The sequence below is a fragment of the Conexibacter sp. CPCC 206217 genome (assembly GCF_030646165.1).
In the GTDB taxonomy this organism is placed as follows: Bacteria; Actinomycetota; Thermoleophilia; order Solirubrobacterales; family Solirubrobacteraceae; genus Conexibacter.
The window spans coordinates 11,885-31,358 of record NZ_JAUTDO010000010.1 but is presented as its reverse complement, the minus strand read 5'-3'; the positions used below and the strand labels follow the sequence as shown (position 1 = coordinate 31,358).

The following is a 19,474-nucleotide window of genomic DNA, read 5'->3' as shown; positions in this document are numbered from 1 at the left end:
CGGTATCCTCGCTCACGTGAGCCTGACCCGACACCTCGAAGAGCTGCGCGACCAGCGCATCGCGCAGATCATCCCGCTCGTGACGCCGGCGCTGATGCTGCATCAGCTGCCGCTGAACGACCGCCAGGCCGAGGTCGTGCTCGCCGGGCGCAACGACACCACGCGCGTCCTCAACGGCGACGACGACCGCCTGCTCGTCGTCGTCGGACCGTGCAGCGTCCACGACGCCGACGCGGGGCTGGAGTACGCGAGACTGCTCGCGGCCGCCGCGGCGCAGCACAGGTCCGACCTGCTGATCGCGATGCGCGTCTACTTCGAGAAGCCGCGCACGACGACCGGCTGGAAGGGGCTCATCAACGATCCCCACCTGGACGGCTCCAACGACGTCAACACCGGCCTGCGTCTGGCGCGCAGACTGCTGCTCGAGGTGCTGGAGCTCGGCCTGCCGGTCGGCTGCGAGTTCCTCGACCCGATCATCCCGCAGTACATCGCCGACACCGTCTCGTGGGGCGCGATCGGCGCGCGCACGACCGAGAGCCAGACGCACCGCCAGCTCGCCTCCGGGCTGTCGATGCCGGTCGGCTTCAAGAACGGCACGACCGGCGACATCGGGATCGCGGTCGACGCCGTCCGCGCGGCGGCTGCGCCGCACACCTTCGCCGGCGTCGCCGAGTCGGGCACGCCCGCCGTCTTCACGACGCGCGGCAACCCGGACGGCCACATCATCCTGCGCGGCGGCCGCGGCATCACGAACTACGAGGCCGACGGCGTCGGCGACGCGCTCGCGCGGATGAACGCGGCGGGCCTGCGCGAGCGGGTCATCGTCGACGCCTCGCACGACAACAGCAACAAGGACCACGAGCGCCAGCCGCTCGTCGCCGCGGCGATCGGCGAGCAGGTCGCGGGCGGCAACGCCGCGATCGTGGGCGTGATGCTCGAGTCGTTCCTCGTCGCCGGCAGCCAGAAGGTGCTCAACGGCCGCGAGGGCCTCACGTACGGACAGTCGATCACGGACAAGTGCATCGACTGGGACACGACGGTCGACGTCCTCGACGGGCTCGCCGCCGCGGTGCGAGCCCGGCGTGGCAGCGCCTGACGAGATCGCGGCCGAGCCGCTGGCGCGCGTGGCCGAGAGCGGACGCGGAGCTTCGCGCGCGGCCGGTGCGGCACGCGCCGACGTCGGCGCGGCATCGCCCGCGGCCGGCGCGCCAGCGCAGCCGACCCGCCTCCTGACCGCCTCGCTCGCGCGCGATCCGGTGCTCGACGTGGCGCTCGGGTCGGCGCTGCTGGAGACAGCGGGGCTGAGCGCGGTGCCGCTGTTCCGCATCGGGCGCCCGGCGCCGACGTTCTCGTTCGGCCGCCTCGACCGGATCCTGCCGGGCTTTCCCGCTGCGGTCGCGACCGCGCGCGAGCACGGCTTCGCCCCCACGCTGCGCGTCGGCGGCGGGCGCGCGGCGGCGATCCACGATGGCGCGATCTCGTTCGGGATCGCGCAGCCCGCGGACCCGCTGTCGACCACCGGCGAGCGCTTCGAGTGGCTCGCGGCGCTGGTGCTGGGCGCGCTCGCGCGCGTCGGCGTCGTCGCGCAGCGCGGGCAGCTGCCGGACGAGTACTGCCCCGGCGACTGGAGCCTGCACGCCGGCGGGATCAAGCTGTCGGGGCTGTCGCAGCGGGTCAAGCGCGACGCGACCTGGACCGAGGGGCTGCTGCTGGTGACCGGCGGCGCGCGCGCCCGCGCGGTGCTCGAAGCGGTCCACGCCCAGCTCGCGCTCCCGCTCGACCCCGCGACCGTCGGCGCCGTCGAGGACCTCACGCCGGGCGTGACCGTCGACGACGTCGCGCGCGCCCTGCGCGACGAGCTGTCCGCCCGCGGCCCCGTCAGCGAGATCCCGCTCGACGCGCCGACACTCGCCATCGCCGCGCGCTTGCGCGGGCGCCACGAGGTGGGATGACATCGCTCGTACGTCCGCGGACGCCGCGTCGCGCGAACGCTTCGGCGCGGTCATACTGGCGCGCATGACGCCGTTGCCGCCCGCCGACGCCGCTCGCATGCTCGCTGCCCTCTCGCGCTACCACCGCATGGTCGTGGCGGAGTACGAGAAGCGGCCGCCGCTGTGGCCGCTGCTGCTCGACATGGCGTCGGTGTTCGCGTTCCACGCGTCGAGAGACCTCGACGACGGGCCTCGCTCCCGCACGATCCGCACCGCCGCTGCCGTCAGCGAGACGGTCGTCAGATTGCTGCGCAGCAACCGCGAGGCGCCGCGCGTGGAACTGGACGCGCCGTCGCCGACCGCGCCCGCCGCCCGCCGCGGCCTGACCGTCGCGGCATCGATCACGCTGATCGCGAGCGCGCTGCTCCCGAAGCGGCTGCTCAGACAGCTGCAGCAGCGCGGGATCGCGTATCCCAACACGGTCACCGGCGCGGTCGTCGCGCTGACGGTGCTGCCGCTCGGCCGGATCGTGCTCGACCGGCGCGAGCGCCACGACGAGGTCCGCCGCGTGCTGCCCGACGTCAGCTTCGCCGACGCCTTCGGGCCCGATCCGGAGCCGGCGCTGGAGCCGCTCTTCGCCGCGCCCGACCAGCTCGCGCTCGCCGCGCTGCTGGCGCCCGCGCGCAACGTCAACCGCAGCTTCGTGCGCGACGCGACGCATTGGGAGGACGCCGCGCTGAGCGCGCGGATCCTGCGCCTGGAGAGCGCGGGATTCGCGACGACCGCGTCCGAGGGCTGGCCGCGCCGCGTCCAACAGCTGAGCCTCACCTCGCGCGGTCGCAGCGCCCTCGCCGCGCATGCCGCGGCGCTGCGGGTGGCGGCGGCTGCCTGAGCGCCGGCTCGGCCGGCGCGCCGAGCGCGGCCGCGCGCCCGATGCTGCCGGCGTGAGCCCTACTCGTCCCGCGGCGGCGGGCGGAAGACGATGCGCTTCAGCTCGCCGATCGTCGGGCCGCTGAGGCGCAGCGCGGTGTGGAAGCCCTCGTCGCCGAGCTCGCCGGCGTCGAGCTTGCGGCGCAGGTCGTTCAGGGCCGGCCTGTCCTCGTCGGCGACGCGATCGCGGCCGACCTCGATCAGGACGAGGTGACGCGGGCGGCGGTTGGCGTGCGCGAGCCGCACCCAGTGGTCGCGCTCCTCGAAGGTGAGGCTGTCGGCCGCGATCACGACCGACTCGCCAGCGGCGAAGCGCTTCGCCGCCGCGGCGTCGATCAGCTGCGAGGCGCGCTCCTCCTCCTGGCCCTCCGGCACGCGGCCGCGCAGCAGCGTGCGGACCTTGTCGAGCGACAGCACCGCCGCCTGGTCCTCCAGCAGCGTCCGTCTCGCGAAGCGATCGCGCTCGGCGTGGTCCGGCGAGACGATCATCACGAGGCTGCCGGGCGTGTAACGCATGCGGTCGGTCGGGCCGAGCACCTGGCAGCGCACAGAGACGTCCGCCGGTCGGTTCGGCGCGCCCTCGCGGCGCGGACGATCGGACGACCAGCCGCCCCGTTCGTCGTCGGAGAACTTGACGCTGCGCGTGGACGGAGGCGTTGTCATGCGTCCATGATGCCGTAAGTTCGGCCGAGAACGACCGAGGCCCGCTCGAAAGCGGGCCTCGATGGCAAGACTTGTCCGCGGCCGAAGCCTCAGATCTGCTGGACGTTGACCGCCTTGGGACCCTTGGGACCGGGCTCCGAGTCGTACGAGACCTTGGCGCCCTCAGGCAGCGAACGGTAGCCGTCGCTGATGATGCCGGTGTGATGCACGAAGAGATCCTTCGACTGGTCGTCCGGCGTGATGAAGCCGAAGCCCTTGTCGTCGCTGAACCACTTCACGGTTCCTGTTGCCATTGTTCCGTGTCCTCCACGGGGGGTTTCGTGTGCTGCGAACGCGGAGGTGCTTGGATGCAACGACTACGAGCGCTGACACTGCTTTGCCGGGTCCGTGTGACCCAGCTCGAATGGCGTGACAGTAGCAGGCGGGGCGAAGAGTGCAAGCTGGTCGGTCAAGAAAATCACATCTCGGCCGAAGGGCTGGCGCGTGGTATCACGTAAGGGCACCCTAAGAAGTCCCGCCTTGCCCCGCAGCGACGACCAAGAGGAACCGATGGCCGACAGTCCCGCCACGCCCCAGATCCCGGCCAGGCCGGCCCGCAGAGCGCTGCTGACGCGCGTCGAGTCGGTCGAGCAGCTGACACCGAACATGATCCGCATCGTCGTCGGCGGCGAGCAGCTCGCGGGCTTTCCGGTCGGCGCCTTCACCGACCACTACGTGAAGCTGCTGCTGCCGCCCGCGGGCGCGCCGTACAGCGCGCCGTTCGACCAGGAGCAGCTGAAGGCGACGCTCCCGCGCGAGCAGTGGCCGCGCACGCGCACGTACACCGTGCGCGCGTGGGACGCCGAGAACACGCGCCTGACGCTCGACTTCGTCGTCCACGGCGACGAGGGCCTCGCCGGCCCGTGGGCCGCCGCCGCCCAGGTCGGCGACGCGCTGCAGCTGCTCGGCCCCGGCGGCGCCTACGCGCCCGATCCGCAGGCCGACTGGCACCTGTTCGTCGGCGACGCGAGCGTGATCCCGGCGATCTCCGCGTCGCTGGCGCGGATCCCGGCCGGCGTCCCCGTGCACGTGCTGCTGCAGGTCGACGGCCCCGAGGAGGAGCAGCCGCTGGAGAGCGACGGCGAGCTGCACCTCCATTGGCTGCACGATCCGACCCACGACGCGGCGCTGCTGGCGAACGCGCTGCGCGAGCTGGAGCTGCCGTCCGGCCGCGTGCACGCGTTCGTGCACGGCGAGGCGGAGTCGGTGCGGCTGGTGCGCAAGCAGCTCGTCGTCGAGCGCGGCATCCCGCGCGACGCGCTGTCGGCCTCCGGCTACTGGAAGCTGACGCGCAGCGACGAGGACTGGCGCGCGGAGAAGGCCGACTGGAAGCGGCAGGTGGAGGCGGACGAGGTGACTGCGGGCTGAGCGGAACGACCGCTGCGCGCAGGCTGAGCAGCCGCGCCGGCGCGCGCGCCCGAGCGGACGCCGGCCGCGCGCGTAGGCTGCGCGGCGTGGCCGATCGTCCGCGCTGCTACGTCGCCAGCCCGCTCGGCTTCAACGAGGCCGGGGCGGTCTACTACCGCGAGCACTACCTGCCGGCGCTGGCGCGGGTCGTCGAGCCGGTCGATCCATGGGCGCAGGTCGCGCCGAGCGAGGTCGAGCGCGCTCGCGAGCAGGGAACGCTGCGGCTGCTGTGGCTGGCGACCGGGCGCAGAAACCTCGAGCTGATCCGCAGCGCGCCGTTGCTGGCGGCCTGGCTCGACGGGCAGGAGGTCGACTCCGGCACCGCGACCGAGATCGGCTACGCCGCCGCGACCGGCGCCCGCTGCTTCGGCCTGCGCAGCGACCTGCGCCGCACGGGCGAGGAGCAGATGGCGGTGAACCTGCAGGTCGAGGCGACGATCGAGGCCTCGGGCGGCCGCGTCGTCGAGTCGCTCGACGCGCTCGTCGAGGCGCTGCGAGCGGCCGTCGCCGACGGCCTTTGAGAGGCCGCCGGCGCCTTCACGCTCGGCGCGGCCGGCACGGCGAGAGCGCTGCAGCCGGCCGCGACGGACCAGGGCGTCAGCGCGTCGGCGCGCTGACGGGCGCCGGCGCCGACGGCCCCTCGACCGACAGCCGCGGCAGCCGCCGGCCCAGCCACGACGGCATCCACCACGCCGCTCTGCCGAGCAGGTACATCACCGCCGGCACCAGCACGAGCCGGATCACGAACGCGTCGAACAGGATCGCCGCGGCAAGCCCGAGGCCGAGCAGCTGGATGATGCGGTTGTCGCCGAGCATGAAGCCGGCGAAGACGCTGATCATGATGATCGCGGCCGCCATCACGACCTTGCCGGTGGCGGTCAGGCCGCGGTCGACGGAGTGGGAGGCGTCGTGCGTGTGCTCCCACTCCTCGTGCATGCGCGAGACGAGGAAGACCTCGTAGTCCATCGACAGCCCGAACACGATCGCGAACAGGAAGACCGGCACGAACGGGTCGATCGGCCCGGCGGTCGAGCCCAGCAGCGACAGCAGGTGCCCCTGCTGGAAGACGAACGTCACGACGCCGAGCGAGGCGCCGATGCTGAGCAGGTTCATGACCGCCGCCTTCAGCGGGATCACGAGCGAGCGGAAGACGATCGCCAGCAGGATCAGCGACAACCCGACGACGATCCCGATGAACAGCGGCAGTTTGCTGCTGAGCACGCTCGCGACGTCGACCGAGGTGGCGGTCGCGCCGCCGATGCTGGCGTCGAGGCCGCTGTGCTGCTGTTCGACGCGCGGCACCACGTCGTCGCGCAGCCGCGTCAGCAGGTCCTTCGTCGCCTCGTCCTGCGGGGCGCTGCTCGGGTAGACCGACAGCACCGCGGTGTCGCCCGTGCCGTTCAGCACCGGGGTCGTCACGTTCGCGACGCCGGACTGCTGCGCGAGCGTCGCCCGCAGCTGTCTCGCCGCCGCCTGCCCACCCTCGCGCGGGAGCGTGGCGGCGACCAGGAGCGGGCCGTTGAAGCCGGGGCCGAAGCCGCTGGCGAGATCGTCGTACGCGTGACGCTGGGTCGTGTCCGACGGCGCGGTGCCGGCGTCCGAGGTCCCCAGCCGCAGGCTCGTCGCGGGCGAGGCGACGACCAGCAGCAGCACCAGCGCGGCGGCGCCGACGGCCCACGGACGGCGGCGGATCATGCCGCTCAGCCGCGCCCAGACGCCGCCGCGCGCGCCCGGCGCCGCAGCCGCGGCGGGCTTCACGCGGTGGCCGTAGGCACGCAGCAGCGCGGGCAGCAGCGTCAGCGCGCTGAGCATCGTCAGCGCGACCGTCAGCGCGGCGGCGACGGCCGGCGCGTTGAGGATCCCGACGCCGAGCACGAGCATCCCGAGCAGCGCGATCACGACGGTCGTGCCGGCGAACAGGACCGAGCGCCCCGCGGTGTCGAGCGCGACGCCGGTGGCGCTGCGCACGTCGGCGCCGTCGCTGCGCTCGGCACGGAAGCGGTTGATGATCAGCAGCGCGTAGTCGATCCCGACGCCGAGCCCGATCATGATCGCCAGCGTCGGCGCGAAGTTGGCGACGTCGACGACTGAGGCGAGCCCGACGATCAGCGCGCTGGAGGCGACGATCGCGCTGATCGCGACGACGAGCGGGATCGTCATCGCGGCGAACGAGCCGAGCACGACCAGCAGCACGACGATCGCGACGACGAGGCCGATCGCCTCGCCGGGCGACTCGGCCGACTGCTCGGCGGCCTGCACCGCCTGGCCGCCGAGGTTGACCTGCAGCGTCGCCGTGGAGCCAGAGCGGGCGACCTCGACGACGTGTCTGGTCCGCTCTCTGTCGAGGTCGTTGGCGGGCTTGTCGAACAGCAGCGTCGCGAAGCCGATGCTGCCGTCTCTGCTGATCTGGCCCGGCGCTTGGAGCGGGCTCTGGACCGAGGCGACGCTCGGCAGGCTTCTGACGCTGGCGATCACCTTGGCGATCTGCGCGCGCTGGGCTGGATCGCTCAAGCTGGCGCCGTCGCTCTTGAAGACGATCTGGTCGCTGTCGCCCGACGCTTGCGGGAAGCGCGTCTGCAGCAGGTCGAGCGCCTTCTGCGACTCGGTGCCGGGGAGCGAGAAGTTGTTGACGAAGGCGCCGCCCGAAGCGGCGGCGAGCGCGCCCGCGGCCACGATCAGCGCGACCCAGGCGGCGATGACGATGCGGTGCCGGTCGTGACACCAGAGGGCGAATGAGCGCATGCGTGGCAGACTAGCGCACTCAGTGCAGAAATATACTGAGTGCGTAATAACACTCGGTGCAAATGAGATCGTTATCATCCGTCGGATGGGAATCCGGGAGCGCAAGAAGGAGCGCACGCGCGAGGCGATCGAACGCGAGGCGCTGCGGCTGTTCGCCGAGCACGGCTACACGGAGACGACGATCTCCGAGATCGCCGAGGCGGCGGAGATCGGCCGCCGCACGTTCTTCAGCTACTTCCCCAGCAAGGAAGCGGTCGTGCTCGCCGACCTGGCCGAGTTCATCGACGACTTCGAGGCGGCGATGGAGGCGCGTGACCCCGATCAGGACTTCGTCGCCGCGCTGCGCGAGTGGATCTCCTGTCGCGCTGACGTCGAGGCCGATGCCCACGACGAGCAGCACATCGCGCGCAAGGCCGCGCGGCGCAGGCTGATCGAGGGCAGCGACGAACTGCAGGCGCGCGAGCGCCAGCTGCTCTCACGCGCCGAGCGGATCGTCGCGATCCAGGTCGCCGCGGAACTGGGCGACGACCCCGGCGCGCTGCGCCCTCGCTTCGTCGGCGCCGCGCTGACCGCGACGGTCGGCGCGCTGAGCCAGACCGACGACGACTCCAGCGCCGACCACACGGCCAAGTCGATGGATGGCCTCGACGACGTGCTCGCGTTCATCGAGGCCGGGTTGGAGGCGCTGCGGGCGCGGCGGGCCGCGGCGACGAGCACGAACGCCTGACGCGCAGAGGCAGATCCCGCCGCGCTGCTTGCACGTGCAACCATCGCGGGATGGAACAGCGAAAGCTCGGCGCGAGCGGCCTGAAGGTCTCCGCGCTCACCCTCGGGACGATGACGTTCGGCGGCACCGGCAAGTTCGCCGATGTCGGCAGAACCGACCTGCAGACCGCGAAGCGGCAGATCGACATGGCGCTCGACGCCGGCGTGACGTTGATCGACACCGCCGACGTCTACTCGGGCGGGATCTCCGAGGAGATCGTCGGCGAGGCGCTCAGCGGTCGTCGCGACGCCGCGCTGCTGGCGACGAAGGTGCGCTACTCGATGGGGCCGGGCGCCAACGACGGCGGGCTCTCGCGCCACCACGTGATCGCCGGCTGCGAGGCGAGCCTGCGGCGCCTCAGAACCGACTACGTCGACCTCTACCAGGTGCACGAGTGGGACGGCCTGACGCCGATCGAGGAGACGCTCGAGGCGCTCGACCTGCTCGTCAGCTCCGGCAAGGTCCGCTACGTCGGCTGCTCCAACTACGCCGCCTGGCAGATGACGAGAGCGCTCGGGATCGCCGATGCGCGCCGGCTGCCGAGATTCGTCAGCACACAGGTCTACTACTCGCTGCAGGAGCGCGCGATCGAGCAGGAGATCATCCCCGCCTGCCTCGACCAGGGCCTCGGGATCCTCGTCTGGAGCCCGCTCGCCGGCGGCCTGCTGTCAGGCAAGTACGGCCGCGACCGCGAGGCCCCGGCCGGCTCGCGGCAGCTGACGGAGTGGAGCGAGCCGCCGGTCTACGACGCGGAGAAGCTCCACGACACGATCGACGTGCTCGGCGAGATCGCCGCGGGCCACGGCGTCTCGCACGCGCAGGTCGCGCTGGCGTGGCTGCTGAGCCGCCCTGGGATCTCGACCGTCGTGATCGGCGCGCGCACCGACGAGCAGCTCGCCGACAACCTCGCCGCCGCCGAGCTGAGACTCGCCGACGACGAGCTCGCGCGCCTGGAGCAGGTCAGCCGCCCGCCGCTGGCCTACCCGCTCTGGCACCAGGTCCTGACCGCCTCCGACCGCCTCGGCCCGGCGGACCTGCCGACGCTCGCGCCGTACATGCAGGAGGGCTAGGCGGGCGCGGCGGCAGCGGGCGCGGCAGCGAGCGCGGAGCGGGGCCGAGCGGGCAGCTCGGCCTCGACGCGCTTCAGCAGCACCGCGTTGGTCGCGACGACGATCGAGCTGGCGCTCATCAGCAGCGCCGACCATTCCGGCCGCAGCTCGATCCCGTAGGCCGGGTAGAGCACCCCGGCCGCGACCGGGATCGCGAGCAGGTTGTAGACCGACGCCCAGACGAGGTTCTGCTTCATCTTGCGGTCGGTGGCGCGCGAGAGCCGGATCGCGGAGACGATGTCGGCCGGGTCCGAGCGCGTCAGCACGACGTTCGCCGTCTCGACGGCGACGTCGGTGCCGGCGCCGATCGCGATCCCCACGTCGGCCTGCGCGAGCGCGGGCGCGTCGTTGACGCCGTCGCCGACCATCGCGACCGACGCGCCCTCCCCCTGCAGCCGTTTGACGTGGCCGGCCTTGTCCTCGGGCAGCACCTGCGCGAAGACGCGCTCGATCCCGAGCCTGGCGGCGACGGCCTCCGCGGTCGCCGTGGCGTCCCCGGAGATCATCACGACCTCGAGGCCCAGCCCGACGAGCTGGGCGACGGCCGCCGCGGCGCTGGGACGGACCTGGTCGGCAGCCGCGACGAGGCCCGCCGCCACGCCGTCGACCGCGACGTACATCACGGTGCCGCCGTCGGCGGCGAGGTCCCGCGCACGCTCGCGCAGGGCGTCGCAGGCGACGCCCTCGCGGGCCAGCAGGCGCTCGTTGCCGACCGCGACGGCGTGACCGTCGACCATCGCCAGCAGGCCGTGGCCCGCAACCGCCTCGAACGCGGTGGTGCTCCCGAGTCGCAGGCTGCGCTCCTCGGCGGCGGCGACGATCGCGCCCGCGAGCGGGTGCTCGGAGTCCCGCTCCGCCGCGGCGACGAGCGCCAGCAGCTGCTCCTCCGAACGGCCCGGGAGCGCCACGACGGCGGTCAGCTCGGGTCTGCCGGCGGTCAGCGTGCCCGTCTTGTCGAGCGCGATCGCCTGCAGGCTGCCGAGCCGCTCCAGCGTCGTCGCGTCCTTGATCAGGATCCCGTGGCGCGCACCGATGCCGGTGCCGACCGCGACCGCCGTGGGGGTCGCCAGGCCGAGCGCGTCGGGGCAGGCGATGACGACGGCGCTGATCGCGAACGTCAGCGCGGTGATCAGGTCCTGCGAGGAGAACGCGGTCCAGGCGACGAAGGTGATCAGTCCCGCCGAGACCGCGACGACCACCAGCACGCCGGCGGCACGATCGGCCAGCCGCTGCCCGGGCGCCTTCGAGCTCTGCGCCGTCTGCACCAGGTCGATGATGCGTCCGAGCGCGGTGTCGGCGCCGATCCTCGTCGCCCGCATCGCGATCGCGCCCGAGCCGTTGATCGAGCCGCCGACCAGCTCGTCGCCCGCGCGCTTCTCGACCGGGATCGACTCGCCGGTGACGAGCCCCTCGTCGACGGCGCCGGAGCCCGACTCGACGACGCCGTCGACCGGCACCCGATCGCCGGGCCGCAGGCGGATCAGGTCGCCGACCACCAGCTGCGCGGTCGGGACCTCCCGTTCCACGCCGGCCCGCACGACGGTCGCGGTCGGCGGCACGATGTCGAACAGCGCGCGGAGGCTGTCGCCGGTGCCCTTGCGGCTCTTCATCTCCATCCAGTGACCGAACAGCACGAACGTGACGAGCATCGCGGCCGCCTCGAAGAACGTCTCCTCACCCACGATCGTGAGCAGCACGCTGGAGAGCCATGCCGCGAGGACGCCCGTGGCGACGAGCACCGACATGTTCAGCGCGCGATGTCGCAACGACGTCCACGCCCCGCCGACGAAGACCCATCCGGCGTACCACACGATCGGCGCCGACAGCAGCAGCATCAGGACGTTGCGCACGTCCATCGAGCGAATCGGCTCGATCCCGAACGTGTTCACGGCCACCGGCGAGAGCAGCACGACTCCGATCGTGAACGCGAGCGCGAGGAAGAAGCGATTGCGCATGTCGCGCTCCATCGCGGCGGCCATGCCCGGGTCCGACATGTCGTGGTCCATCCCGCCGTGCTCGTCGGCGGGATCGTGGTGCTCGTGCTTCGCCGCCGTGTGGGGCAGCTCGTACTGCATCCGGTCCGCGGTCGTGCAGCAGGTGACGGGCTGCATCGCGTGCGCGTGCGCGAGCTGCTCGGCCGTCGGTCCGTCGGCCGCGTCGGCGCAGCGGAAGCCGCCGTCGACGACCGCGCGGCGGATCGCCGTCTCGTCGACCGCCGCGGCGTCGTAGCGCACGTCGAGCCGGCGCTCGGCGAAGCGCACGTCGGCCCGCTGCACCCCGGTGAGGCCGCCGACGCGCTCCTGCAGGTACTCCGCGCAGCAGACGCACGCGAGACCGTCCAGCGGGATCGACGCAGTCGTGGTCACGCGGACGTCGGCCATCGGCCCGTCAGCATGGGCCATCGGCTGCGATTCGGCAAGGACGCGGCGCGCGGCGCGCGCCGCTCACCTCGCCGCCGTCGGCGGTACGACGGTCAGCCGCGCCTGCGTCGTGCTGGCAGCTCCCGCGTGACGAGCCCCTCCGCCACGGCCCACTCGATCGTGCGGCGGAAGGTGTCGGCGACCGGGGTGTAGGCGAGGCCCAGTTCGCGGGTGGCGCGGGAGCCGTCGTAGCGATGGCCGTGGAGGATCGTGTCGACGCGGGCGCGGCAGATCGGGGAGGTCTTGCCACGCAGCCTCAGGACGCGCTCGACCAGCGTCGCGGCGCCGCGGGCGAGCGCGGGCGGGACCATCGGGACGCGCTGTCTCAGGCCCGTCAGGTCGGAGACGATCGCCAGCGCGTCGGCTGAGGGGATCGTCGCGCCGTTGAGGATGTAGCGCTGACCGGGCGTGCCGCGCTCGGCCGCCAGCAGGTGCGCGGCGACGACGTCCTGCACGTCGACGACGCTGACGTACGTGTCCACGAACGCGCGCAGCCTGCCGTTCAGGAACGCGATGATGATCGCGCCGTTGCCGCCCTTGCGTGGCGGGCCCTGGACCGACGAGGGGTTCAGCGCGACGACCTCCACGCCGGTCTCGACACCGGCCGCGAACGCGACGCGCTCGGCGTCGTGCTTGGACTGGTCGTAGAGCGACAGGTAGGAGCCGCGATGCGGGGACTGCTCCGTCCCGACGGTGCCCTCGGCCTCGCCGATCGACGCCGCCGAGGAGGTGAAGACGACCCGCCTGACGCCCGCGAGCGCCGCCGCGCGCACGACCTGCTCGGTCCCCTCGACGTTCACGCGCATCAGCCGCGCCGGATCCTTCGGACAGTGCGAGTTGACGCCCGCGACGTGGTAGGCGAGGTCGCAGCCGGCGAGCGCGCGGGCGAGCGCGTCGGCGTCGAGCACGTCGCCGCGCACGACCTGCGCGCCGCGCGCGCTCAGCGCCTGCGCCGCCGCGTCGGTGCGCGCGAGCCCGACGACCTCGTCACCGCGCTCGCGCAGCGCCGTCGCCAGCGCGCCGCCGATGAAGCCGCCGCCGCCCGTCAGGAAGACCCTGCTCATCGCAGCGACCGGCTCTCCGCGACACGCGCGGGCGCAGCGGCGCCGCCGGTCGACGCGGCTCGCACCGCCGGCGCACCCGTCGCCGTCGGACCCGGCGCCGCCGGAGCCACGGGCGCCGCCGCCTCGTCCACGCCAGCCGACCCGGCCGCAGCCGCCGCCCGCCGCGCCGCGAGCTTCGGGTCCGGGCTCGTCACCGCTCCGCACGCCTCCATGAACTGGCGCACGCGCTCCATCACCTCGAAGCGGTCGTCGCGCGGGCCCACCTCGATCGGGGCGCCGAAGCAGACGCGCAACTCGTGCCTCGCGAAGCGACGGCCGCCGGCCGGCCTGACCATCCAGCCGCGCCCGGTCGGCATCGCGGCGTGCGTGCCGGCGATGTGGATCGGGACGAGCGGCAGGCCGTGCGCGGCGGCGAGCATCGCGGCGCCGGTTCTCAGCGGCGCGACGCGGCCGTCGCGCGAGCGCGTCCCCTCGGCGAACACGACGAGGCTCCAGCCGTCGTCGATCAGCGGCTGCAGGCTCGCGGTCGAGCCGCCTCTGCCGCCCCCGCGCCGCTCCAGCGGCACGGTGCAGAAGGCCAGCGAGACCGCGCCCGCGAGCAGCCTGCTCGTGTAGAAGTAGTCGGCCGCGGCGGCGACGGCGGTGCGCCGCCGCACCGCGCGCGGCAGCGAGCGCAGCAGCAGCGGCGTGTCGACGTGGCTGCAGTGGTTGGCGACGAAGATCGCCGGGCCGTCGAGCCGGTCGAGGTGCTCGCGCCCGTCGATCCGCTTGCGCGCGTAGGAGCGGATGATCGTGTCGAAGACGCCGCAGACGATCGCCTCGCGCGCGACCCGCGCCGGGAGCTTGCGCGCCCAGGCCTGGTCTCGTGCACGGTCGTCGTTCGCCATCAGGGGTTGCTTACTCCGCTCCTGCGTGAAGGTTTCCCGCACGCGCGTCAGACGATCTTTCCGGGGTTCAAGTTCCGACCAGGGTCGGTCCCGGAGAACAGCGCCTCCAGCATCGCGACGCCCGGCGCCGAGATGTCCTGCTCCAGCCATCGCGCGTGCTCGGTGCCGACGGCGTGGTGGTGCGACAGCGTGGCGCCGTTGTCGACGAACGCCTGCTGGATCGCCGACTTGACCACGTCGTACTCGACCAGCATGTCGGCGCCCGGCGACGGCTCGAACGCGAACGTGAAGTAGAGGCAGGCGCCACCGTGGTAGCTGTGCGACAGGTGGCACATCAGGTAGCCCCTCACGCCGAGCTGCGCGAACGCGCCGTGGCCGGCGGCGCTGACCGCGTCATAGACGGTCTGCAGTCTGCTCCACGGCATCGCCGTCTCGGAGACGTCGGCGGGGACGCCGCGGTCCAGCAGGAAGTCGCGGATGTAGGGCGTGTCGAACTTCTTCTGGTCGTACAGCGCGCCGGGGCTGGAGCCGATGCACAGCCCGCCGTGGCGCTTGACGATCTTGCCGACCGCCTTGCGCTGCTGCGCGACGTGGCCCGCGGACCCCTCGTAGCCGATGAACGACAGGCACATCTGTCTCAGCTCGAAGCCCAGGCGCCGCTGCAGGAACGTCTGGAGCGCCTTCGACTGCACTCTGTCCAGCAGCGTCGAGCGCTTGCGCGTGGCGAACGAGAACATCGTCTCGGGCGCGTCGGAGACGCGCGTGACCGAGACCGAGCACTCGCTCGCGGCGACGTCGCGCATCGCCGCGAGGCCCGCGGCGAACGTGGGGAACAGGTAGCCGAGGATCTTGCGCTCCTGCGGCAGCCGCCGCACGTGCACGGTCGCCTCGGTGATGATCCCCAGCCGCCCCTCGCTGCCGAGCACCATCTCGCGCACGCTCGGCCCGGTCGACTGCGACGGGACCGGCTGCGCGACGAGCGTGCCGTTGGGCGTCACGACGCGCAGGCCGCGCGTCAGGTCGGCGATGTCGCCGTAGCGGTCGGACTGCATGCCGGAGGAGCGCGTCGCGATCCAGCCGCCGAGCGTCGAGTGCGTGAACGAGTCGGGGAAGTGGCCGAACGTGTAGCCGCGCGCGTTGAGCTGCTGCTCCAGGTGCGGGCCGAAGACGCCGGCCTGGACCGTCGCCAGGCGGGCGTGCTCGTCGATCGACAGCAGCTTGTCGAGCCGGCCGAGGTCGACGGAGACGATCGGGCGCTGCTCGTCGGCGGGCGCTTCCAGCGAGCCGGAGATCGAGCTGCCGCCGCCGAACGGGATCACGACGGCGTCGACCTTCAGCGCCGCCTGCAGCACGGCGGTGACGGCGTCCTCGCCGCCGGGGCGCACGACGACGTCCGGCACGCGCGGCAGGTCGCCGCGGCGCTGGCGGATCAGGTCGCGGACCGACTTGCCGCGCGCGTGCACGACGCGGTCGAGCGGATCGACGCTGACGTGCTCGGCGCCGACGGCCTCCTCGAGCGCGGCGCGCAGGGCGTCGGGCAGGGTCGGGTCGGCGATCTGCAGCTGGTCGAAGCGCAGCGGCGCGGTCGTCGGACGCGAGACGTCCAGCCCCAGCACCTCCTTGATGAACGGTCCGAGCGCGGGCTTGTCCTCGTGCGTGAACTCCACGCCCTCCACGCCCCAGCCCCACCACTTCATCGCTGCCATGTCCGTCCTCCGTATCGCTGGCGCGCGGGCGCGTGCGCCCGCGCGTCGACCCCGGCGTCGTGTGGCGGACGACCTTAGGGGATGCGACCGCGCGGCGCTGACCGACCGTGCGCAGCGATACTGAGCGCATGGCTCGTGAAGATGACGTGACGGTGCTGACCGGCGCCACCGGCTTCGTCGGCTCGCTCGTGCTGGAGCGCCTGCTCGCACGCGGCGACCGCGTCGCGGCGCTCGTGCGCGCGAGAGACGACGCGGACGCGCGCCGGCGTCTGGAGCAGCTGGCCGAGGCGACCTGGGGCGACGCGACCGTCGTCGCCGGCGTGCAGGTGCTGGCGGCCGACGTCGAGCGCGACGGGCTCGGGCTGGCGCCGGACGCCTACGACGCGCTCGCCGAGCGCGCCGCCGCGGTCGTCCACTGCGCCGCCTCGATCCGCTTCGACCTGTCGCTCGACGACGCGCACGCGATCAACGTCGCCGGCACCGAGCGGATCGTCGCGCTCGCCGAGCGGGCCCGCGAGCGCGGCGCCGCCGGCCGCCTCGTGCACGTCTCGACGGCGTACGTGCACGGCCGCGCGGACGGGCTCGCGCGGGAGACCGGCCCGGCGCCGACGCCCGCGTTCCGCAACACCTACGAGAAGACCAAGCACCGCGCCGAGCGCGTCGTGGAACGCCTCGACGGCGCCGCGATCGTGCGCCCCAGCATCGTCGTCGGCGACACGCGGACGGGCTGGACCAGCTCCTTCAACGTCGTCTACCCGCCGCTGCGGGCGCTCGTCAGCGGCGTGCTCGACGTCGTCCCCGCGCCGGCCGGTGCGATCCTCGACCTCGTGCCGGTCGACCACGTCGTGGAGGTCGTCGCGGGTCTGCTCGACGATCCCGCGCAGACGGGCGTGGTGCAGGTCGTCAGCGGCGAGCTGGCGCCGACGATGGAGCAGTTCGCGCGGCTGTCGCTGGAGCACGCCGGGCGCCCGATGATGGAGTGCGTGCCGACCGCGGCCGACCAGATCGGCGTCTACGCCCCGTACGTCGACGTCTGGGCGCGCTTCGAGTTCGCCCGCGCCGGCCAGCTCGGCGTCCGCCCCGTCCCGATCGAGCGGCTCGTCCCGCTCCTGCTCGACCACGCGGCGGCCGCCAGATGGGGCCGCACGCGCGTGCTGCGGTCGAGCCCGGTGGGGGCTGCGTCCGCGGCGGCCTGAGCCGGGCGCCTCGGCGCCGCGCGCGAGGACCGGCGCCGCGGGCGTAGCGGCTGAATCGAGCGGGTCGGGTGACCTGCCGATCGACGACGGGCGACCGGTGAGTTTCGCGCGGCCGCACGGTCTTACCGACATGCCCAGCTCAGAGAGCACCGCATGAGCACGCTTCAGCAGCACGCGACCGACCACGCGCCGCCGCGCGCGTTCCAGACGCGCCGACTGCTCGGCGGCGCGGCGCAGGTCGCGGCACTGATCGGCGCGCTGGTGCTCGTCGCGGCGCTGACGCCGGGGCTCGGCGACGTGCGGCGCCTGCTCGGCGACGCGAGCCTCGGCTGGGTCGCCGCCGCGGTCGCGCTGCAACTGCTGTCGTGCGTCGCCTACGTGCTGATGTTCAAGCCGATCTTCTGCGCCGAGCGCTCCTGGGGCGCGGCGAGCCGGATCGGCTGGTCGGCGCTCGGAATGGGCTCGATCGTCCCCGCCAGCGGCGCCGCCGGCCTCGCGCTCGCAAGCTGGGCGCTCGTCCACGACGGCATGGAGCCCGAGCGCGTCGCACGCCGCTCGGTCGCGTTCTTCCTGATCAAGGGCTCGGTGAACTTCGTCGCGGTCGCGCTGATCGGCACGGCGATGGCGCTCGGCCTCGTCGGGCCGCCCGTCTCGCTGTGGCTGACGGCCTTCCCCGCCGCACTGGCGGGCGTTGCGATCGCGGTCGTCCTGCTGCTGCCGCGGATCGGCGCGGGTGGCGAGGCGGCACGCGCGGTTCCGCCCGGCGCGCAGCGCGCCGTCACCCGCTCGGGCGCGATCCGCGTACGCGCCGCCCTCACGATCGCTCGCCGCACCCTCGTGACCGGCACAGCCGAGGCGATCGGGATCCTGCGGGCCCGCAACCCGCTCGTGCTCGCCGGCGCACTCGGCTACTGGCTGTTCGACAACGCCGTCCTGTGGGCCGCGTTCCACGCCTTCGGCGCCGACGTCAGCATCTGGGTGATCCTGCTCGGCTATCTCGTCGGCCAGCTCGGCGGGCTGCTGCCGATCCCCGGCGGGATGGGCGGGATCGACGGCGGCCTGATCGGGATGCTGATCGTCTTCGGCGCCCCCGCCGCCGCCACCGCAGCGGCCGTGCTGATCTACCGCGTGATCCTCTTCTGGCTCCCGCTGGCCGGCGGAGCGATCGGCTTCGTCGCGCTGCGGCGCTCGATCGCCGCTTGACGCCGCGCGCCCAGCGCGGCGGCGGCCACCGTCGCCCTCACAGCCCGAGGATCAGTTCGCGGACGGCCGCGGGCTGGGAGAGGAACGGGTGGTGACCGGCGTCGAGCTCCACGACGCTGCCGGCTCGACCGGCGAACTCGCGTTGCAGATCGGCCGGGGTGCCGTGGTCCTGTGCGCAGACGAGGTACGTCGAGGGCACGTGCTGCCAGGCCGCTGACCGCACCGGCTGCCCCAGCACCGCCAGGCTCTGCCGCGCCGTCTTGTCGATCGCCTGTCGCTGGATCTCCGCGTCGCAGTCCTGCAGGAACGTCTCGGCCAGGGCTTCCGGCCGCACGGTGAACGTGCCGCCCGCGGGATCGACGTCGAGGAACGGGGCGGGCTCGTCACCGCCGAACGAGGAGAGGCTCTGCCCGACCTCGGGCAGGTAGCTGGACACGAGCAGCAGATGGCGCACGGCTGCGACGCCCGCCGCGGCCTCCGCGGTGACGATGCCGCCGTAGCTGTGCGCGACCACGACCGTCGGCTCGTCGCTCGCGCCCAGAACGTGCCGAATCGACGCGACGTCCTCGGCCAGCCCGGGTCCTTGCGCGTTCGTCGGCAGTCCCGTCTCGCCGCAGCTCGGCAGGGCGGGCGCGTCGCTGGCGATGCCCCGCTCGGCCAGCAGCTCAGCGGTTCGGTGCCACCACCACGCTCCGTCGCTGACGCATGCCCCATGCACGAAAACGACCCGCATCTTGCCCTCCCGTCGTGTGTCGATCTGCTCTGGAGCAACGATAGACGTACCGTTCGTTACGTGAAAAGATGACCGGATGGGCCGGCAGCGTCAACCGCAGATCAGGCAGCAGCTTCTCGACGCGTGCACCGATTACGCGCTCGAGCACGGGCTCCCCGATCGTCTCGGGCCGTTCGCGGCCGCCACGGGCAGCTCGAGCCGGATGCTGATCTACCACTTCGAGACCCGCGACGGACTGCTGCGCGAGGTCCTCAGACAGGCCCGGCAGCGTCAGGTCGAGGCCTTCACCGAGCTGTTGTGCCTGCGACCCGACGAGCCCTACCCGGTGACCCTGGCCCGTGCATGGGCGGAGATCTCCGGGCCGCAGGGCGCGCCCTACCTGCGCATCTTCAGCCGGCTGCACGACAGCGCGGGCGGACCGCTCTGGCCCGGCTTCCGGCGCACCGCGACGACCGACTGGCTCGCACCGCTGGAGGACGGCATGCGCAGCCTCGGCCGGCCGGAGCTGGCCACCGTCGTGCTCGCCGTGATCCGCGGCCTCCTGATGGATCTCGATGCGACCGGCGACACCATGCGCACGCAGCAGGCGTTCGCCGACTTCCTCACGACGATCGACAGCGCCTGACGGGCGACAGCTCAGGTGGTGTCGTGTGGTTGGATCGAGCCGCTCGTGTCACG

General features: G+C 73.1%; 18 protein-coding genes. 10 read left to right on the top strand and 8 right to left on the bottom strand.

Features of this window, described 5'->3' with window-relative positions:
* Positions 1-16: 16 nt before the first annotated feature.
* The 3 genes from Q7L65_RS22955 to Q7L65_RS22945 all read left to right on the top strand — a co-directional run bounded on the left by Q7L65_RS22955 (position 17) and on the right by Q7L65_RS22945 (position 2,823).
* Positions 17-1,096 carry a 3-deoxy-7-phosphoheptulonate synthase gene (locus Q7L65_RS22955; RefSeq protein ID WP_304724875.1) on the top strand — a complete coding sequence of 360 codons (1,080 nt, stop codon included), beginning with the start codon at positions 17-19 and terminating at the stop codon, positions 1,094-1,096.
* The gene (locus Q7L65_RS22950; protein WP_304724874.1) at positions 1,083-1,952 is read left to right on the top strand and encodes a hypothetical protein; all 870 of its coding nucleotides are present in this window, start codon (positions 1,083-1,085) and stop codon (positions 1,950-1,952) included. Before Q7L65_RS22955 ends, Q7L65_RS22950 begins: the two co-directional genes overlap by 14 nt.
* Positions 1,953-2,016: 64 nt before the next feature.
* Complete coding sequence (locus Q7L65_RS22945; protein ID WP_304724873.1) at positions 2,017-2,823, top strand: hypothetical protein; 807 nt, start codon at positions 2,017-2,019, stop codon at positions 2,821-2,823.
* 59 nt (positions 2,824-2,882) lie between these two features.
* Here Q7L65_RS22945 and Q7L65_RS22940 read toward each other — a convergent pair whose 3' ends face one another.
* Together Q7L65_RS22940 and Q7L65_RS22935 are read right to left on the bottom strand one after the other, a co-directional pair.
* Entirely contained in the window at positions 2,883-3,524 is a 642-nt protein-coding gene (locus tag Q7L65_RS22940; RefSeq protein WP_304724872.1) for an AAA family ATPase, read from the bottom strand.
* 89 nt (positions 3,525-3,613) lie between these two features.
* The gene (locus Q7L65_RS22935; protein ID WP_012936464.1) at positions 3,614-3,817 is read right to left on the bottom strand and encodes a cold-shock protein; all 204 of its coding nucleotides are present in this window, start codon (positions 3,815-3,817) and stop codon (positions 3,614-3,616) included.
* Positions 3,818-4,073: 256 nt separating this feature from the next.
* On the opposite strand from Q7L65_RS22935, the gene Q7L65_RS22930 reads away from it, so the two are divergent.
* Positions 4,074-4,931 carry a siderophore-interacting protein gene (locus tag Q7L65_RS22930; protein ID WP_304724870.1) on the top strand — a complete coding sequence of 286 codons (858 nt, stop codon included), beginning with the start codon at positions 4,074-4,076 and terminating at the stop codon, positions 4,929-4,931.
* Positions 4,932-5,017: 86 nt separating this feature from the next.
* Entirely contained in the window at positions 5,018-5,491 is a 474-nt protein-coding gene (locus Q7L65_RS22925; protein WP_304724868.1) for a nucleoside 2-deoxyribosyltransferase, read from the top strand.
* A 76-nt stretch (positions 5,492-5,567) separates the two neighbouring features.
* On the opposite strand, the gene Q7L65_RS22920 is transcribed toward Q7L65_RS22925, so the two are convergent.
* The gene (locus Q7L65_RS22920; protein WP_304724866.1) at positions 5,568-7,712 is read right to left on the bottom strand and encodes an MMPL family transporter; all 2,145 of its coding nucleotides are present in this window, start codon (positions 7,710-7,712) and stop codon (positions 5,568-5,570) included.
* Between the two features lie 85 nt (positions 7,713-7,797).
* On the opposite strand from Q7L65_RS22920, the gene Q7L65_RS22915 reads away from it, so the two are divergent.
* Complete coding sequence (locus tag Q7L65_RS22915; protein WP_304724864.1) at positions 7,798-8,439, top strand: TetR family transcriptional regulator; 642 nt, start codon at positions 7,798-7,800, stop codon at positions 8,437-8,439.
* Between the two features lie 50 nt (positions 8,440-8,489).
* The gene (locus Q7L65_RS22910) at positions 8,490-9,548 is read left to right on the top strand and encodes an aldo/keto reductase (RefSeq protein ID WP_304724863.1); all 1,059 of its coding nucleotides are present in this window, start codon (positions 8,490-8,492) and stop codon (positions 9,546-9,548) included.
* Here the strand turns inward: Q7L65_RS22910 and Q7L65_RS22905 are convergent.
* The 4 genes from Q7L65_RS22905 to Q7L65_RS22890 form a co-directional block, all read right to left on the bottom strand.
* Positions 9,545-11,968 carry a heavy metal translocating P-type ATPase gene (locus Q7L65_RS22905; RefSeq protein ID WP_304724862.1) on the bottom strand — a complete coding sequence of 808 codons (2,424 nt, stop codon included), beginning with the start codon at positions 11,966-11,968 and terminating at the stop codon, positions 9,545-9,547. The genes Q7L65_RS22910 and Q7L65_RS22905 overlap by 4 nt on opposite strands.
* Positions 11,969-12,060: 92 nt before the next feature.
* Complete coding sequence (locus Q7L65_RS22900; protein ID WP_304724861.1) at positions 12,061-13,071, bottom strand: NAD-dependent epimerase/dehydratase family protein; 1,011 nt, start codon at positions 13,069-13,071, stop codon at positions 12,061-12,063.
* Positions 13,068-13,958: a 1-acyl-sn-glycerol-3-phosphate acyltransferase gene (locus tag Q7L65_RS22895; protein WP_304724860.1), complete on the bottom strand. Its 891-nt coding sequence runs from the start codon at positions 13,956-13,958 to the stop codon at positions 13,068-13,070. The genes Q7L65_RS22900 and Q7L65_RS22895 overlap by 4 nt, the downstream gene beginning before the upstream one ends.
* A 47-nt stretch (positions 13,959-14,005) precedes the next feature.
* Positions 14,006-15,664: an FAD-binding oxidoreductase gene (locus tag Q7L65_RS22890; protein ID WP_304724859.1), complete on the bottom strand. Its 1,659-nt coding sequence runs from the start codon at positions 15,662-15,664 to the stop codon at positions 14,006-14,008.
* A 128-nt stretch (positions 15,665-15,792) separates the two neighbouring features.
* Between Q7L65_RS22890 and Q7L65_RS22885 the strand changes: the two genes are divergently transcribed.
* Both Q7L65_RS22885 and Q7L65_RS22880 read left to right on the top strand, forming a co-directional pair.
* The gene (locus Q7L65_RS22885; RefSeq protein ID WP_304724858.1) at positions 15,793-16,860 is read left to right on the top strand and encodes an SDR family oxidoreductase; all 1,068 of its coding nucleotides are present in this window, start codon (positions 15,793-15,795) and stop codon (positions 16,858-16,860) included.
* 153 nt (positions 16,861-17,013) lie between these two features.
* Entirely contained in the window at positions 17,014-18,063 is a 1,050-nt protein-coding gene (locus Q7L65_RS22880) for a flippase-like domain-containing protein (protein ID WP_304724857.1), read from the top strand.
* A 37-nt stretch (positions 18,064-18,100) separates the two neighbouring features.
* On the opposite strand, the gene Q7L65_RS22875 is transcribed toward Q7L65_RS22880, so the two are convergent.
* The gene (locus Q7L65_RS22875) at positions 18,101-18,796 is read right to left on the bottom strand and encodes an alpha/beta hydrolase (RefSeq protein WP_304724856.1); all 696 of its coding nucleotides are present in this window, start codon (positions 18,794-18,796) and stop codon (positions 18,101-18,103) included.
* A 76-nt stretch (positions 18,797-18,872) separates the two neighbouring features.
* Here Q7L65_RS22875 and Q7L65_RS22870 point away from each other — a divergent pair, with 76 nt between their 5' ends.
* Positions 18,873-19,421: a hypothetical protein gene (locus Q7L65_RS22870; RefSeq protein ID WP_304724855.1), complete on the top strand. Its 549-nt coding sequence runs from the start codon at positions 18,873-18,875 to the stop codon at positions 19,419-19,421.
* The last annotated feature ends 53 nt before the right edge of the window (positions 19,422-19,474 follow it).

Coding starts and splice junctions, on each gene's coding strand:
- Q7L65_RS22945 (WP_304724873.1), top strand. CDS start 2,017: ATGACGCCGTTGCCGCCCGCCGACGCCGCTCGCATGCTCGCTGCCCTC.
- Q7L65_RS22940 (WP_304724872.1), bottom strand. CDS start 3,524: ATGACAACGCCTCCGTCCACGCGCAGCGTCAAGTTCTCCGACGACGAA.
- Q7L65_RS22935 (WP_012936464.1), bottom strand. CDS start 3,817: ATGGCAACAGGAACCGTGAAGTGGTTCAGCGACGACAAGGGCTTCGGC.
- Q7L65_RS22930 (WP_304724870.1), top strand. CDS start 4,074: ATGGCCGACAGTCCCGCCACGCCCCAGATCCCGGCCAGGCCGGCCCGC.
- Q7L65_RS22920 (WP_304724866.1), bottom strand. CDS start 7,712: ATGCGCTCATTCGCCCTCTGGTGTCACGACCGGCACCGCATCGTCATC.
- Q7L65_RS22915 (WP_304724864.1), top strand. CDS start 7,798: ATGGGAATCCGGGAGCGCAAGAAGGAGCGCACGCGCGAGGCGATCGAA.
- Q7L65_RS22910 (WP_304724863.1), top strand. CDS start 8,490: ATGGAACAGCGAAAGCTCGGCGCGAGCGGCCTGAAGGTCTCCGCGCTC.
- Q7L65_RS22905 (WP_304724862.1), bottom strand. CDS start 11,968: ATGGCCGACGTCCGCGTGACCACGACTGCGTCGATCCCGCTGGACGGT.
- Q7L65_RS22900 (WP_304724861.1), bottom strand. CDS start 13,071: ATGAGCAGGGTCTTCCTGACGGGCGGCGGCGGCTTCATCGGCGGCGCG.
- Q7L65_RS22895 (WP_304724860.1), bottom strand. CDS start 13,958: ATGGCGAACGACGACCGTGCACGAGACCAGGCCTGGGCGCGCAAGCTC.
- Q7L65_RS22890 (WP_304724859.1), bottom strand. CDS start 15,664: ATGGCAGCGATGAAGTGGTGGGGCTGGGGCGTGGAGGGCGTGGAGTTC.
- Q7L65_RS22885 (WP_304724858.1), top strand. CDS start 15,793: ATGGCTCGTGAAGATGACGTGACGGTGCTGACCGGCGCCACCGGCTTC.
- Q7L65_RS22880 (WP_304724857.1), top strand. CDS start 17,014: ATGAGCACGCTTCAGCAGCACGCGACCGACCACGCGCCGCCGCGCGCG.
- Q7L65_RS22875 (WP_304724856.1), bottom strand. CDS start 18,796: ATGCGGGTCGTTTTCGTGCATGGGGCATGCGTCAGCGACGGAGCGTGG.
- Q7L65_RS22870 (WP_304724855.1), top strand. CDS start 18,873: ATGGGCCGGCAGCGTCAACCGCAGATCAGGCAGCAGCTTCTCGACGCG.